Genomic DNA, 14908 nt, shown 5'->3' with positions numbered 1-14908 from the left:
GCTTAGAATCAACATACAGACTTGAAGGAGGGCACAACTGTGACTACACCTGATCGTACACGCGTCACCGTAGAGATTTACGGGACTTCCTATAAACTGGTTGGCAGCAGTGCCGACTATATGAAACAAGTAGCAAACCTGGTAGATGAGCGTATGAGCGCTATTTCAAAAAGTCATTCCCGTTTAGATACGCCGCGCATTGCTGTACTTGCAGCTGTACATATGGCTGAGCAGTCTCTTCAGACGGAGGAAATCCGCAATGAGCTCAAGATGCTTACGGGAGAACGTACGGAGCTTCGCAAGGAAATCAACCGGTTAAACGCCATTCAGAATGAACATCAAAACGAATTGCAGCTGCGCGACCAGTCTCTTAACGAGGCTCGTCAGCAGAAGCAGGAAGCGGAGCAGGCTTTGCAGAAGCTGGCTTCAGAGAAGCAAGCCGAAATCTCCAGGCTGACTGCGCTATTGGAGCAGGAGCGCAGTCAGATGAAGCAGCAGATTCAGAAGCTGCAGACTCAAAGTGCGGCACAGCTTAAAGAAGCGGAGGCCAAAGCTGCTGCACGTGTTAAGGAAGCAGAGGAAAAAGCGGCCAATCAGCTGAAGCAAGTGCATGCGCAGTCTGCTGCGCAGCTTAAGGAGGCTCAGAACCGTGCGGCAGCGGAGCTGCAGCAGGTGCAGGCCAAAGCTGCTGCTCAATATAAAGAGCTGCAGGACAGAAGTGCAGCTCAATTGAAGGAAGCAGAACGTCTGGCGGCGGCTGAACGGCAGAAAGTGGAGGCTCAGGCGGCACAGCAGGTGCAGGCGGCCAAGGAAGAAGCTGAAGCAGCTATTTTGTCTGAACTGGAACAGGCTGAGGTTAAATTGCAGCAGGTGCAGGAGGAAGCAGCTGTTCAATATGCTGAGCTGCAGGAGCAGATGAAGCAGCGTCTGGAGCAAGCACAGCATGATGCCCGGAAGCAGGCAGATGCTTTGACTGAGCAGGCCAAGCAGGAGCGAGAGGTTTTACAGGCTGAAGCCGAACAGAAGCAGCGTACTGTGATGGAGGAGCTTGAGGCTGAATTTAATGCTCGTGCAGAGCAAGCTGAGCTGGAATGGATGGAGAAAGAAGCATCGCTTGAAGAGCAGCTGAAAGAAGAGCAGGAAGCGGCAGCTGTCCGTGCGGCTGAGACAACAGCCGCAGCTGAGGAACGCCTTAAACAGGAACGAGGCAAGCTCATACATCAGCTTGAGGAAGAACGCGGACAGGCGAAAGCTCGTATACAACAATTGAATGAACAGCTTGAAGCAGTACGGCAGCAGCTGAAGCATGCGCAGGAAGTGGTTTCCGAGCAGGAGCAGCTGCTGCAGACGGAACGTACACAAGTACAGTCGCTGCATGAGGAGCGAGAGGCTCTCATGCAGGAGCAGGAAATTCAGGCACGCCGCATTGTGGAGCTGCAGCAGCAGCTGGAGCAGATAAAAGGCGACAGCAGCGAACTGCAAACCAAGCTGCGCGAAACAGAGCAAACGTTGAAACAGGCTCAGGAGTCCCAGCAGCAATGGCAGGAGCAGTACAACGAAGCGGTGGAGCGTGAGACAGCACTTACAGCTCAATTGCGCAAGCTTCAGGAGCAGCATGCCCAGCTTGAGCAGGATGCACAGCATTTGCTTGAAGCGGGAGCGAAGTCGGAGGAAGAGCAACGCAGATTGCAGAAGGTGCTTGAACAGGCTCATGCGGCTGTGCGTACATTACAGAATGAAATTAGCGGACTCGCCGAGAGCGAGAAGTCATGGAAGGTGCTTGCCGAGCAGCGCCTGGCTGAGATTGGCGATTTGGAGAATCAGATTCTTGAAGCTGCCGAGCAAAATGAAACGCTGGAATCTGGCGTGCAGTCTTTGCATGATGAGCTGACGGTTGTCAAAGAAGAAGCGCGTCTCTACAATGAGGAGGCCGTGCGATATGAGAAAGAAGCCGAGGAGCTGGCAGTTCAGCGCGAGCAATTGGTTGCGGAGCTGGACGGCACTCGTAATGAGCTACATGTCACTCGTAATGAACTGAATGAGACTCGTCATGAATTAAATGATACGTGTGAAGAATTGAATGGCACTCGCGATCAATTGAATGGCGTCCATAATGAATTAAATGGGGCTCATGACGAACTGCAAAGCGCCCAAGAGGAATTAATGCGTCTGCAAGAGCAGTACAAACAAATCCGTAAGGATTATAGTGATGCACTGCAGCGTGAAGAGAGCATCGGCTCCCGTATGAGTGAGCTTGAAGCAGAGAGACAAGGCCTGGAGAATGCACTCAACGAAGCAAGGCAGTCAGCCGAACAGCTTGCGAAACGGTATACGGAGCAGGCGAATCAACTTGCTCAGACTGAAGAAGAGGCTCTGGAATGGCAGATTAAACATGAGGATCTGTCAGCGAATCAGGCAGAGCTGTCTTCTCGCATCGAGCAACTGACAGAACGTGAAGAAGGGCTCCGAACTCAATTAGATCATACGGTACAGGCTGCCAAGCAGAACGAACAGGTATGGAAGCTTCGTGCGGAAGAATGGGCGTCTCAGGAGCAGGCATGGCAAGAACGCTGGACTGCACTGGAGAGCGAATTGACGGCGTGGCAGCGTGAAAGTGCGGTGAGTTCAGAGAAGCTGGAGGAACTGGCGCAGGAGCGAGACCAGCTCTTGAAGGAGCGCACACAGCGGGAGCAGCTGCAAGCTGAGGCAGACGAAGAGAAGCAGATCATGGAGAATGAACTGAGGGAAATTAGTGAACGTTATGAGCTGGCGGCCAATCAGCTGCGGTTAATGCAGGTTGAGCGGGAAATGGAACAAGAGAAGGCGGAGCAGCTGAATAGGGAATATCGCCAGCTCCATGATGAATATACGAAACTACAGACGGAATATAACGAATGGATTGAATTGATTGAGCAGGATCAGACATAGCGGTTTTTTTCCGTGAAGGTTCTGATCAGCAAACTCTTGCACAATTTGTTATAATACAGGAAGAGCCCCCGTCGCTGCGGGGGCTCCTTGTATTGAATGTTATTCCTCAACAATAATTTTGGAGATCATGCTGCTGTGACCCGAGCCGCAAAAAACGGAGCAGGACATTTCGAATTCACCAGCTTTGTCAGGGGTAATCACTTTGGAGTTTTTCTGCGTGTCCAGCTGCAGATTCAATTCTGGCACAAGTAACCCGTGATTTCCGTTCACATTTTCATACACAATTTTGACCGGAACGCCTTTTTTGATCCGGTATTCAGGTTGATCGAACTCGTAGTTGCTTGCCTTGATGACCAGTTGTTCACTGGCTGCCACTTCCGGCTCGGATGCTTGAGAGTTTGAGTCGTTAGCGTTTCCGCATGCAGCCAGAACAAGGATTAACATACAGGCAGCAAGCCAAGCCATACCTTTCTTCATAATGTGCCTCCTCACGTGTAATATGGATAAAATTTGAATCATTCCTGAAGTCATCATACCGCAATTGAACAATGCCTGTACATGTCGGGTATGTCGTTTTTTCGAAAATTGATTGACAAGCAGACGAGTGGGACTGGCATGGACCAGATTGTGAAAAAGGTTATGTATTGACTATAGATAGACTGCAAGCAGGCTATAAATAGAAGGGAAACAGAAAAACCTCTTCAGGCTGGAAAGCCTTCAGAGGTTTATGAGCCTTGCTAGAGCCAGGTCGGCACATGCACTGTGTTTAACTCTTGGAGCTGCGTCCGGCATCAAACGGGGTGGACACCGGAATGAAGAGATCGATAATCCCGATAACCAAAGCAGCAAGAATGGCACCGAGCAGGCTGACATGAACGTGATCAACGACATACTGGCCTAGCCAGATAACCAGTGCGCTGACGATGAAGCCGACAATGCCTCTGCCGAAGGGATTGACCCTTTTGCCAAAGATGCCTTCAACGATCCAGCCAAGCAAAGCGATAACAAGAGCAAGCATAAGCGCGCTCCAGAAACCGCCGACGGCGAAGCCGGGAACGATCCAGCTCACAACCATCAGTACAATGGCGGCAATAATAAATCGTACGACGTGGCCCAGAAAATTCATGGGGTTACCTCCTTTGTATCAGATTGGATTGACTAATTGAATTCAAATTGTGCTGCTGTGATTGGGCTTTTGAATTGTATAGACAATCCTGACCATCGTAGTTTGCTGCTTTACAAACAAACTTATGTGTGGAAGGATTCGTTAAATAGCGCAGCACAGGTTCTTTCGTTATAATACAAATATAGTTTGGAAGGAGTTGTAAACTTGGATACGAAAATTTTACACACACTGGAATATCGCAAAATTTTAAATACATTGCTTGGCTTCGCTCAAACATCAATGGGCAAGAAGAAAGCGGAGCAGCTTGAGCCGATTAGTGAACTGGAGGAAGTAAAACGTTTGCTTCAGCAAACGGACGAAGCGTTTACCTTTGATCGGTTGAAAGGCTCACCGTCCTTCGGCGGAATTGTGGACATTACAGCTTCCGTGAAACGTGCTGAAATTGGAGGCACTCTGAACCCGCATGAGCTTCTGGGCATCTCCAATACAACGCATGCGGCCAGACGTTTGAAACGTCAGATTGCAGCACTTCATGAGGATGAACCGATTGAATCACTCTTTTATATCAGCGATCAGCTGTCTGAGCAAAAGGATCTGGAGGATGCGATCCGCATATGTATCGACGACAATGCAGAGGTTGCAGATACGGCAAGTGTGACGCTGGCACAGATTCGCCGTGAGCTGCGCGGGGGAGAAGCTCGCATTCGTGAGAAGCTGGATTCCATGATTCGCTCGTCTACCGTTTCCAAAATGCTGCAGGACCAGCTTATTACGATTCGGGGAGATCGTTTTGTCATTCCGGTTAAAGCAGAGTACCGCTCTTACTTCGGTGGTATCGTGCATGACCAATCAGGTTCAGGAGCCACACTTTTCATTGAGCCGGAATCCATCGTAGCGATGAATAACAAATTACGCGAGACCCGGATTCGGGAAGAACGCGAAATCGAGATCATTTTGCAGAAATTGACGGCACTTGTCAGTGAGCAGGGCGAATGGTTGTTGTATGATGTCGATTTGCTGGCATCTCTTGATTTTATTTTTGCCAAAGCACGTCTGGCTCGTGAACTGAAAGCAACGCTTCCTCGAATGAACGACAGAGGATTCCTCAAGCTGAAAAAGGGACGGCATCCGCTTATCCCGATTGAGCATGTCGTTCCGATTGATGTAGAGCTGGGGAATGACTACACTTCTATTATCGTGACGGGTCCGAATACGGGCGGTAAAACGGTAACACTGAAAACGATCGGCTTATTAAGCCTGATGGCCATGTCAGGACTGTTTGTACCAGCCGAGGATGGCAGCCAGCTCTGTGTGTTTGATGCCATCTATGCCGATATTGGTGATGAGCAGAGCATCGAACAGAGTCTAAGTACATTTTCCAGCCATATGACCAACATTATTCGTATTCTGAAAAATATGACGCCGAAAAGTCTCGTCCTGCTGGACGAGCTTGGGGCAGGGACGGATCCCGCAGAAGGGTCTGCACTCGCGATCTCAATGCTGGAGCATATGCACCGGACTGGTTGCCGGATGGTTGCAACAACTCACTACAGCGAGCTGAAGGCTTACGCCTATGAGCGTAAAGGTGTCATTAATGCAAGCATGGAATTTGATATCAATACACTTAGTCCAACATATCGCCTTTTGGTCGGTGTACCTGGACGCAGTAACGCTTTTGCAATCGCGGAGCGCCTCGGGTTGCCAGGATATATTCTCGATTATGCGCGTGGTGAAGTGAAGGAAGAGGATCAACGGATTGAGCATATGATCGCTTCCCTCGAGGAAAATCGACTTACCGCTGAACAAGAACGCGAGAAAGCGGAAGCCCTTCGTCAGGATATGGAGAAATTACGCAGCCGCCATCAGGCCGAGTTGGAGAAGCTGGAGCAGCAGCGTGACCGCCGGATTGAAAAGGCAGAGGAGGATGCTCGCAGCATCGTAGACAAGGCTCGTGCAGAAGCTGAGAAAATCATTGCTGATCTGCGGCAGCTTGCGATGGAAGAGGGTGCGTCTGTCAAGGAGCACAAGTTGATCGCTGCACGCAAACAGCTGGATGAGGCTGAACCAGAGAAGCGCAGAAAAACGGTCAAAAAATCAGCCGCTCCCAAAGCTCGTGCCATTGGGCCAGGGGATGAAGTGCTTGTATACAGTCTCAACCAGAAGGGTCATGTCGTGGAGATGGCTGGCAGCAAGGATGCGGTTGTACAGCTTGGCATTATGAAGATGAAGGTATCGCTGGATGATCTCGAGTTGCAGCAAGCAGCGCCTGCTGTGAAGCAGCCGAAGCAGAAGCCGGTCACAGGCATGAAACGTACGCGAGATGATAATGTAAAAAGTGAGCTGGATCTGCGCGGTACCAACCTGGAGGAAGCGCTGATGGAGACTGATCGCTTCATTGATGAAGCATTCCTCGCCAATTTGGGAATGGTTTACATTATTCACGGCAAAGGAACAGGAATTTTGCGTTCAGGTATTCAAGATTACCTGCGCAAGCATAAACATGTTAAAAGTTATCGATTGGGCAATTACGGAGAAGGCGGCAATGGTGTAACCGTCGCTGAACTGGAATAGCCAGCCGTAACATGAAAGAACACTATCTGCTGTTCTGATCATCGGGACAGCAGATTCGGAAGGAGAATGAGGCGTGAAAGAAGCGATTGACGGACTGCTGTCTCATCCGCTGGGGATGGTCCTCGGTTTCTTCTCGGTAGCAATTATGGAGCTGCTTGTTTTTCTCGCATGCTTTGAGCTGGTGACCAAGTATAAATGCTGGTCGGAGATCAAAAAAGGCAACGTGGCTGTTGCAATGGCCACGGGAGGCAAAATCTTCGGGATTTGCAATGTACTCCGTTTTTGCATCCAGGCAAAATCCTCGGTATACGATGCAATGACATGGTCCATTGTTGGCTTTGTGCTGCTGCTGGTGGCGTATTTTTTATTCGAGTTTCTAACCCCGGTATTTTCGATTGATCGGGAGATTGAAGCGGATAACCGGGCCGTCGGCTTGATATCGATGATTATTTCTGTTTCATTGTCCTTTGTTATTGGTGCAAGCATTATCTAGGGGGATCGATGATGAAAATATTGATACGGATTTTGTTTGCGGCATCACTCGTGTTTTTTGCCATCGGTGTGATTTATGTAATGAATACGTGATTATTTGAAGGAGAAAGGTTGATATACGATGGAAACAACAGTATGCCCTTGGTGTCACACAGAGATCGTTTGGGATGAAGAGCTGGGCCCAGAGGAAGAGTGCCCTTATTGCCACAATGAATTGAAAGGCTATCGTACTCTGAATATTAGCATCGGTGACGAAGAAAGTGATGATGCGGATGAAGTATTCTATGATACGGACAACGTAACAGAGCAAGAGCAGATTTCAGACCTGACTTCGTTATGGGGCGATGAAGTCGAGCTTAAATTGCCAGATCTTCGTACGCTGAACAAATATGCAGACGAAGGCAATGATCTGATTCAGTATGAGCAGGGTGTGGAGAAGCAGCTGGATCAGCAGGAGGAAGTGCCGGAGTGTCCGAATTGCAGAGAATTTATGATTCTTGCCGGCTCACAGGCAACCAGTCCGGATACGTTTACTCCGATGGCCAATGCGGCTTCAGGCAAAGGTTCCGTATTGTCACCTCCATTTACAGTTCTGACTTATGTGTGCTCCGGATGCTTCCAGGTGCAGTACAGTTTATCTGAGGATGACCGTCTGCGGTTGATCCAGAACCTGAGCGCACAGTAACAGTCTAAGGGCCAAGTATGGTTTGAAAGCTAATTTTATACAAATCCAAAGACTCATCATGTTTTTCTTTCACTTGGGGCAGGTTAATGCCAAGAGCCGCCTGTTCGGATTTTGGCTGTTGGCTTCAGGTGATAAGGAGGGGCAGATGAAGATTACTTTGGGAAGACAATCCATTCTGCTTTTGGGCGTGAATGGATTGTTTGCGTTAGCGGGAGCGCTATCAGGCACATTCCTGAACGTGTTTCTCTGGAAGAGTCGGCCGGACTACACCATGATCGGCTGGTTTACAATTAGTCAGCAATTGGCGATTGGCATCACGTTTTGGCTTGCTGGCAAGTGGGTCAAGGAGCATAACAAAATGACTACGCTTAGGCTGGGCACGGCCTGTTCAGGAATATTTTATCTGCTTGTGTTATGGACGGGAGAGCAGGCAGTTGACTGGATATGGCCGCTGGGCTTGCTGCTCGGCTGTGCCTTGGGGCTATTCTGGATCGCATTTAATGTGGTGTACTTTGAAGTGACCGATCGGGAGAACAGAGACCTTTTTAATGGATGGGTCGGGCTGCTGGGCTCGATGGCTGGCATTATCGGTCCGTGGTTTTCCGGTCTTATTATTTCACGTATGTCGGACAATACAGGCTACCGATTTATTTTTACGGTGTCGCTTGTCATCTATATCGTCGCGGTGATTTGCAGTTTTTTTCTGAAAAAACGAAAAGTCAGCGGCACATATCGTTGGTCGGAACCGATCAGGCAGTTATCCATTCCGAATAGCCCTTGGCGGACTCTGGCAATGGGATTGTTTGCTCAAGGGGTCAGGGAAGGTGTTTTTGCTTTTCTGATTGCGCTGCTGGTATATTTGGCGACCACACAAGAGTATAAGCTCGGACAGTTCTCGCTGATTACCTCAGCGGTGGCACTGGTCAGTTATTGGGCGGCAGGTAAATGGTTTAAACCGCATTACAGATATAGAGGTATGTTTGCAGGCGGCTTGCTGCTGCTAGTTGTACTGTTTCCATTGCTCTGGAAAGTGACTTATGGAACACTGCTCCTTATGGGAATTGGAAGTGCGATAGCGATGCCTTTATATATGTTGCCGATGATCTCGGCAGGGTTCGACATGATGGGCACAAGTGGCGAAAATGTAGAGAAAAGAGTTGAACTTGTCGTTTTACGAGAGCTGTGTCTGATGTGTGGCAGACTGTTTGGTCTGACTATATTTATGATCACTGTGGTCAATTCTCCGTCTCAACAGGTATTAATCTGGCTGATCATTGCTCTTGGTGCATTCCCGCTCATCGGGTGGGCATTCATGCGCAAGCTGCTGCTTAAACCGTTGGCCCGGGAAGTGTCTAAAGAGCCAAAATGAACATGAACAAGAAAAGGTACGGCCAGGAAAAATACAAGTTCCGATGCCGTACCTTTTTGCTTGATTACATATTTGCTGTAAGGATCAAATTCAATCTGGATATGTTGTTTATTTGCCTGATTAGCAGCAGGTAGCAGCACTAAGCAGGGGAGGGCTTGCTGGTTCTCGTTAGAGAGAACAGCTGCATATCTTCTTCATTGGTCTTGCCGTTGATGGCATCTGCAATGAGCGCAGCAGCAATCATGCTGTAGACTGTGCCATTACCCCCGTAACCTTCAACGAAATAGGAATGAGGGTAATCCGGATGTGTGCCAATAAGGGGTAGGCCATCATGAGTATTACCAAACACAGCGCCCCAAGCATAATCAATATCAAGCCCTTCAAGCGGGAAATAGGATCTGACCTCTTCAAGCAAAACATTGCCCTGATTGCTGGCGCGAAGCTCGCGTTGATCTTTATCAGGTGTTTCTTCATCCAGCCCACCCACAATAATGCGATTGTCCGGCGTGGTACGCATGTACAGATATGGGCGTGCAGTTTCCCAAATCATGGCCTGTTCATGCCAGCTGCTCAGATCAGGCAGTGGTTTGGTTGTGATGGCGTACGTGGATTTCAGGTAGGCTGCCCGATCCTTTTTGATCTCCTGTGTCTCATAACCGGCAGCATAAACCACTCGCTTGGCTCTTATTTTCCCATTGGAGGTATGACACCACACTCCCTCGTCGTCATAGTCACAGTGGATCATTTCCGTTTGCTCGTAGATGCGTGCCCCATGTTGACGTGCGGATTCAAACAACCCTTGAACAAAGCGATATGGATTCACTTCCGCATCCCCCTTGGTGTATAGCGCAGCCGGTTTTTCAAAAGGAAAATGCTTTTTAATCTGATCTGCATACCACAGCTCGGCTTCAAATCCGTATTTTTGCAGGGTTTCATATTCTTCCTCAAGCAAAGCAACATCTTCTTCAGTGCTGGCAAAACAAAAGCTGGTGCGCGGGATAAACCACGGATCGGTATCCAGCCTTCCGGCAATTTCGGTGAGCTGTTTCATCGCCTCTCGGCACAGCTCGTAGAAGCGCACTCCTTTCTTTTCTCCAAATGTATGAATACATGAGGTTAGCGTTTTGTCGTTAGTATATTGCAGCAAGCCGGTATTGGCTGAACTGCTTCCATGAGCAATTTTACGTTTATCGATAACGACTGTATCCACTCCGCGTTCTGCCAGTAGTCTGGAAGTAAGTGCCCCTCCCATTCCTCCGCCAATGATCAGGCAGTCACAGGAAATATCGGTATCCAAGGATGGATATTCCGCATCAGATTTGTAGGTAGAAGGCCAGTAAGGTGTGCCATAAACGAGATCCATTGCAAACGACTCCTTTGTCATCTAATTTGGTATAGTTTTGCAATTCAAGGTAACAATAAGCTCGGATAAACTTTAGATCAAGGAGGTTAGACGTACATGCAGCATTCACAAATGCAAGCACTCAGCCCAAAGGAATTGAATTACATTGCCGACTCCATCTCTAACGAGGAGATGCTGATCAAGCAATGCGCCGCTACAGCTTCCATTGCCACACATCCGGCCATCCAGCAGGCATTGAATCAATATGTTCGTTCTCACGAGCAGCACATGAACACGTTGATTCAAGCACTGCATCAGCACCAGTCTCTTGCACCCTCCCAGTCGCAATAAAGTTACAGACACCTTGCAGTACAATCAACGCATAGGAGGAAACACCATGTACAATCAAACCAGTCCATTTATGCAGGAACAGGATTTGTTAAAAACCATTCTTGCCGATCTAAGACGAACTTCACGCGAATATACAACAGCTACGACTGAATCTTCCTGCCCCATGATTCGCAGTATGTTCAATGATCTGACCAATGATACCTTGAGGCTGCAGGGTGAATTGTTCAACCTGATGCAGCAGAACAACATGTATTCTGCTTCGGCCAAAGCTCCTCGCCAGGACCTGGACAAGCAGCTTCAATCTGCACATCAGGCACAACAGAAATGTCAGCAGTTCGTTCAGGAGAAGAACATTCAGAGAAGTCCGTATAACCAAAGTCCTAATGTGCCTCAGCATCAGCCGAATTACGGCAACCCTTATTACATGTAACCTGTAGATAACGGGTTTGAAGCACATATTCAGATGCACCATACCACCGCTTGCCTGAATTGAAGGCAGGCGGTCTTTTGTCTATGCATCAACGTTAAATTCATGTAATATAAGTATTAATTCATTTTCAGGAACATGGATGACGCTGGAGGGAAAACGATGAAGGAATTGAACGATCTGCAGCTTAAAGTGCTGGATCTGCTGAAGGAAGACGCGAGAAGGACTCCCGCACTGCTTTCTACGCTGCTGGGGGAGTCGGAAGATAAGATTAAAGCTGCTGTAGCTCAGCTTGAACAAGACCACGTCATCGTAAAATATGCAACGGTTGTAAACTGGAGCAAAATTGATGATGAGAAAGTAACCGCTCTGATCGAGGTGCAAATTACACCGGAGCGCGGACGCGGCTTCGAGGGCATCGCTGAACGCATCTATCTATACCCGCAAGTTAAATCTGTATATCTCATGTCAGGTGCGTATGATCTGCTCGTTGAAGTAGAGGGTGGCAACCTGCGTGAAGTCGCTAATTTTGTGTCGGAGAAGCTGTCTCCGATTGATTCGGTTCTTTCAACCAAGACGAATTTTATTCTTAAAAAATATAAGCAGGACGGGATTATTTTTGAAGACCATCAGGAAGACAACCGTCTCATGATCTCGCCGTAAAGGAAGATGTGTCATGATAGTGAATGAACAGACAACCGGGAATAACAAAACAAAAACAATGTCCTCATATCTGGCTCCGCTGGTTAAACAGATCCCTCCATCCGGCATCCGCAAGTTTTTTGATCTGGTGGGTGATAACAAGGATATTATTACGCTGGGGGTAGGGGAGCCGGATTTTGTAACACCATGGCATATGCGCGAAGCATGTGTATATTCACTCGAAAGAGGCATGACCAGTTATACTTCGAATGCAGGCATGCCTAAGCTGCGCGAGGCTCTCAGTCAATACCTGGAGACACAGTTTGATACCAAATATGATCCAAAGGATGAAATTATTGTCACCGTAGGTGGCAGCGAAGCCATCGACCTGGCGCTGCGTGCACTGATTGTTCCAGGAGATGAGATACTGATTCCTGAACCGTCTTATGTCGCATATTCGCCAATTGCATCTATCGGTGGAGGTATCCCGGTCGGGGTGGAAACTTATGCGAAGGATCAATTCAAGGTAACAGCGGAAGCGCTGGAAGCGAGCATTACACCGAAATCCAAGGTCGTAATTTTATGTTATCCAAGCAATCCGACAGGAGCAATCATGACGTATGAGGACTGGTTGCCAATTGCAGAAGTAATCAAAAAACATGATCTGATCGTCATTGCTGACGAAATTTACGCTGAATTGACGTATAATCAAAAACATGTCAGCTTCGCGTCTATTCCTGACATGAAGGATCGCACCATTCTCGTCAGCGGTTTCTCCAAAGCATTTGCAATGACAGGCTGGCGGATTGGTTATATGTGCGGTCATCCCGAGCTCATTGCAGCCATGCTCAAAATTCACCAGTACACTGTGATGTGTGCGCCAGCCATGGGTCAGGTAGCAGCCTTGGAGGCTTTGACAAACGGTCTTGGTGAGAAGGATCGCATGGTGGAATCTTATAATCAGCGCAGACGTTTAATTGTGCAGGGGTTCCGTGATATCGGACTTGATTGTCATGAACCGCAAGGGGCATTTTACGCTTTTCCAAGCATTCAGAAGACAGGCCTCAGCTCAGATCTATTTGCTGAACGCTTGCTAACGGAGAACAAGGTGGCCGCAGTACCGGGGAACGTATTCGGACCACAAGGAGAAGGGTTTTTACGCTGCTCTTATGCCACTTCAGTGTCCCAATTGAATGAAGCGCTGGAGCGTATCGGAAATTTTGTTTACAAGGTCCAAAAAGAGGGTTAATGGGAATAAGAAGTGCATAACAAGTAAGGTAGTTGGAACTTTTCCAAAAAAATACTTTCTTTTACAAAATATTATGATATAATTTCAATTTGAAATAAGATTTCATATATTTGGAAAAATATTTTTTCAAGGAGGGGTTAGCTTTGTTTTGTGTTGAATATGATTTACCGACGAATCGTGGACACGTTCTGGCAGAAGGCGATCATGGCGACCGATGGTCGGTGAACCCTGATCACGCATCCATGCCTAACATTCCCTTGGAAGATGAGATTCGTATGCTTCGAAGCAAGATGGAACAGATTTTCATGCAAGAGAAGTCTTTTACATCTGATGTTGTTATTGAGATTAGTAGTCTTCTGGATTTGAAGATTAATGAATACATGAAGGCAAATCCGATCAAACCGAAATAATTTTCGCTTGGGACGAATATGCCGATATATCACGTCGCAGAAGGGGATCCGAGAGGGTCTCTTTTTGCTGTGCAGCATGTTATTAAGGTGGAGCAGTACTGTTATTTTTTTGCGTGGAACAATTGTGATATATTGGACATAGGAGACTAAAGGGGGAGCTGGAATGAAGAGATTTTGGGGACTAATGGCAATGGTTTCACTTATTTTCTTATTAGCCGGATGCGGGGGCAAGGATGGATTTACGGTGTTTATCATTGATAACCAGGGCAATCCATCGGGCATTTCTGAGCAGCTGCAGGAAAATTTGCAGAAAAAGCTCGGCGACGAGCCTAAAGTGGAGATTATTACGAGTGCTATGTACGATGTACAAAAAATATTGGTTGAATATGCAGCAGGCAGCCACGACATCTTTATTTTGCCTGAGAATGATATGAAGCAGTATGGTCAGAATGGCTCGAATGTTCCGCTGGACGATACCTTTGATGCCAAGAAATACGAGCGTGGTGTGTTTGAAGGGTCTGTACTGGTCGAAAAAGGGAAGGGCGATGATGGCTCCGACATGAAAAAGGAAACCCATCTGTACGGCATCCCGCTGGAAGACATGCAAATGTTTAAAGATGTGAACTATGCACCAAGCAACTTATTCGCTACCATTCCTTTGTCAGCGGCTAACATTGAAGAGTCGAAAAAAGTGCTGAAGGCACTAACGGAATAAGATTTTAATTCAGAGCAGATGTGGAAGGGGGGGGGCGGATTGTTAATTACGGTCACAGGCGGCATAGGCAGTGGAAAAACGCGCTTTGCGCTGAAATACGCGGCTCAAATCAGCCGGGAAGGTGTCTATCTGTCCACTGGTGATCATGATCCCGTTATTCCCGAATTGCCATCCGCTCACTATCGTGCGATTCAGGCAGGAAACGGGTTTAGGCTTGCTGAGCTTGTGACACAGATCAATCGGGAGTCCAATCTGTTTCTGGCGGATCAGCGCATCGTTATCGTGGATAGTCTGACATCCTGGATGGCGGCTGGCTTCAGAGCAGCAGAAGACCTTGATCAACAACGACTGGAAACGCAGCATTTGCTTGATGCCTTGCTATCCTATCAGGGCAAAATTCTGGTGATCACGAATGAGATGCATGGAAGCTTGTATCCATCAGAGGAAGAACGTATTTTTGCCGCGAGAATGGCCTCGGTTAACCGGATTCTGCAGACACATGCGGAGCAAATGTATATGCTGGTTTCCGGTCTTGTTATTGATCTCAAGGCTCAACAAGTACGGTATGAAGATTAGGGAAGATAAGATGAAAGCAGCATGT

At 47.9% G+C, this 14908-nt stretch carries 15 protein-coding genes; 12 read left to right on the top strand and 3 right to left on the bottom strand.

Annotated features, from left to right (window positions below):
- Positions 1–39: 39 nt before the first annotated feature.
- The gene (gene zapA / locus IEW26_RS11050) at positions 40–2928 is read left to right on the top strand and encodes a cell division protein ZapA (RefSeq protein ID WP_188592468.1); all 2889 of its coding nucleotides are present in this window, start codon (positions 40–42) and stop codon (positions 2926–2928) included.
- Positions 2929–3027: 99 nt separating this feature from the next.
- On the opposite strand, the gene IEW26_RS11045 is transcribed toward zapA, so the two are convergent.
- Positions 3028–3405: a cupredoxin domain-containing protein gene (locus IEW26_RS11045; RefSeq protein ID WP_145403107.1), complete on the bottom strand. Its 378-nt coding sequence runs from the start codon at positions 3403–3405 to the stop codon at positions 3028–3030.
- A 289-nt stretch (positions 3406–3694) separates the two neighbouring features.
- Entirely contained in the window at positions 3695–4054 is a 360-nt protein-coding gene (locus tag IEW26_RS11040) for a phage holin family protein (RefSeq protein ID WP_111272344.1), read from the bottom strand.
- Positions 4055–4258: 204 nt separating this feature from the next.
- Here IEW26_RS11040 and IEW26_RS11035 point away from each other — a divergent pair, with 204 nt between their 5' ends.
- From IEW26_RS11035 to IEW26_RS11020, 4 genes are all read left to right on the top strand, one after another.
- Entirely contained in the window at positions 4259–6625 is a 2367-nt protein-coding gene (locus IEW26_RS11035) for an endonuclease MutS2 (protein WP_188592467.1), read from the top strand.
- A gap of 73 nt (positions 6626–6698) precedes the next feature.
- Complete coding sequence (locus IEW26_RS11030) at positions 6699–7118, top strand: DUF350 domain-containing protein (protein WP_167434099.1); 420 nt, start codon at positions 6699–6701, stop codon at positions 7116–7118.
- A gap of 120 nt (positions 7119–7238) precedes the next feature.
- Positions 7239–7802, top strand: coding sequence for a hypothetical protein (locus tag IEW26_RS11025; RefSeq protein ID WP_188592466.1), 564 nt, complete (start codon positions 7239–7241; stop codon positions 7800–7802).
- 145 nt (positions 7803–7947) lie between these two features.
- Entirely contained in the window at positions 7948–9171 is a 1224-nt protein-coding gene (locus IEW26_RS11020; RefSeq protein ID WP_188592465.1) for an MFS transporter, read from the top strand.
- Between the two features lie 139 nt (positions 9172–9310).
- On the opposite strand, the gene IEW26_RS11015 is transcribed toward IEW26_RS11020, so the two are convergent.
- Complete coding sequence (locus IEW26_RS11015; protein WP_188592464.1) at positions 9311–10534, bottom strand: NAD(P)/FAD-dependent oxidoreductase; 1224 nt, start codon at positions 10532–10534, stop codon at positions 9311–9313.
- A 96-nt stretch (positions 10535–10630) separates the two neighbouring features.
- On the opposite strand from IEW26_RS11015, the gene IEW26_RS11010 reads away from it, so the two are divergent.
- The 7 genes from IEW26_RS11010 to IEW26_RS10980 all read left to right on the top strand — a co-directional run bounded on the left by IEW26_RS11010 (position 10631) and on the right by IEW26_RS10980 (position 14883).
- Positions 10631–10864 carry a hypothetical protein gene (locus IEW26_RS11010; RefSeq protein WP_111272339.1) on the top strand — a complete coding sequence of 78 codons (234 nt, stop codon included), beginning with the start codon at positions 10631–10633 and terminating at the stop codon, positions 10862–10864.
- Positions 10865–10910: 46 nt separating this feature from the next.
- A complete protein-coding gene (locus IEW26_RS11005) occupies positions 10911–11294 on the top strand; it encodes a spore coat protein (protein WP_111272338.1) in 384 nt (127 codons plus the stop codon).
- A 159-nt stretch (positions 11295–11453) separates the two neighbouring features.
- Entirely contained in the window at positions 11454–11954 is a 501-nt protein-coding gene (locus IEW26_RS11000; RefSeq protein WP_110893970.1) for an Lrp/AsnC family transcriptional regulator, read from the top strand.
- A gap of 13 nt (positions 11955–11967) precedes the next feature.
- Positions 11968–13182 (top strand): aminotransferase class I/II-fold pyridoxal phosphate-dependent enzyme, encoded by a 1215-nt coding sequence (locus IEW26_RS10995; RefSeq protein ID WP_111272337.1) that lies wholly within the window; start codon positions 11968–11970, stop codon positions 13180–13182.
- Positions 13183–13325: 143 nt separating this feature from the next.
- A complete protein-coding gene (locus IEW26_RS10990; RefSeq protein ID WP_111272336.1) occupies positions 13326–13592 on the top strand; it encodes an aspartyl-phosphate phosphatase Spo0E family protein in 267 nt (88 codons plus the stop codon).
- A 163-nt stretch (positions 13593–13755) separates the two neighbouring features.
- The gene (locus IEW26_RS10985; protein WP_188592463.1) at positions 13756–14307 is read left to right on the top strand and encodes a type 2 periplasmic-binding domain-containing protein; all 552 of its coding nucleotides are present in this window, start codon (positions 13756–13758) and stop codon (positions 14305–14307) included.
- 39 nt (positions 14308–14346) lie between these two features.
- Positions 14347–14883 carry a bifunctional adenosylcobinamide kinase/adenosylcobinamide-phosphate guanylyltransferase gene (locus tag IEW26_RS10980; protein WP_186322952.1) on the top strand — a complete coding sequence of 179 codons (537 nt, stop codon included), beginning with the start codon at positions 14347–14349 and terminating at the stop codon, positions 14881–14883.
- Positions 14884–14908: the final 25 nt, after the last annotated feature.

Origin of the sequence: Paenibacillus silvae (assembly GCF_014639235.1) — a bacterium.
GTDB lineage: Bacteria > Bacillota > Bacilli > Paenibacillales > Paenibacillaceae > Paenibacillus > Paenibacillus silvae.
Note: the sequence above shows the minus strand (reverse complement) of the source record. Positions and strands in the feature narration are given on the sequence as shown.

Bases quoted from the DNA above. Each gene is read 5' to 3' on its own strand.
- IEW26_RS11020 (WP_188592465.1), top strand. From the start codon at position 7,948: ATGAAGATTACTTTGGGAAGACAATCCATTCTGCTTTTGGGCGTGAAT.
- IEW26_RS11025 (WP_188592466.1), top strand. From the start codon at position 7,239: ATGGAAACAACAGTATGCCCTTGGTGTCACACAGAGATCGTTTGGGAT.
- IEW26_RS11010 (WP_111272339.1), top strand. From the start codon at position 10,631: ATGCAGCATTCACAAATGCAAGCACTCAGCCCAAAGGAATTGAATTAC.
- IEW26_RS10985 (WP_188592463.1), top strand. From the start codon at position 13,756: ATGAAGAGATTTTGGGGACTAATGGCAATGGTTTCACTTATTTTCTTA.
- IEW26_RS10995 (WP_111272337.1), top strand. From the start codon at position 11,968: ATGATAGTGAATGAACAGACAACCGGGAATAACAAAACAAAAACAATG.
- IEW26_RS11045 (WP_145403107.1), bottom strand. From the start codon at position 3,405: ATGAAGAAAGGTATGGCTTGGCTTGCTGCCTGTATGTTAATCCTTGTT.
- IEW26_RS11015 (WP_188592464.1), bottom strand. From the start codon at position 10,534: ATGGATCTCGTTTATGGCACACCTTACTGGCCTTCTACCTACAAATCT.
- IEW26_RS11000 (WP_110893970.1), top strand. From the start codon at position 11,454: ATGAAGGAATTGAACGATCTGCAGCTTAAAGTGCTGGATCTGCTGAAG.
- IEW26_RS11005 (WP_111272338.1), top strand. From the start codon at position 10,911: ATGTACAATCAAACCAGTCCATTTATGCAGGAACAGGATTTGTTAAAA.
- IEW26_RS11040 (WP_111272344.1), bottom strand. From the start codon at position 4,054: ATGAATTTTCTGGGCCACGTCGTACGATTTATTATTGCCGCCATTGTA.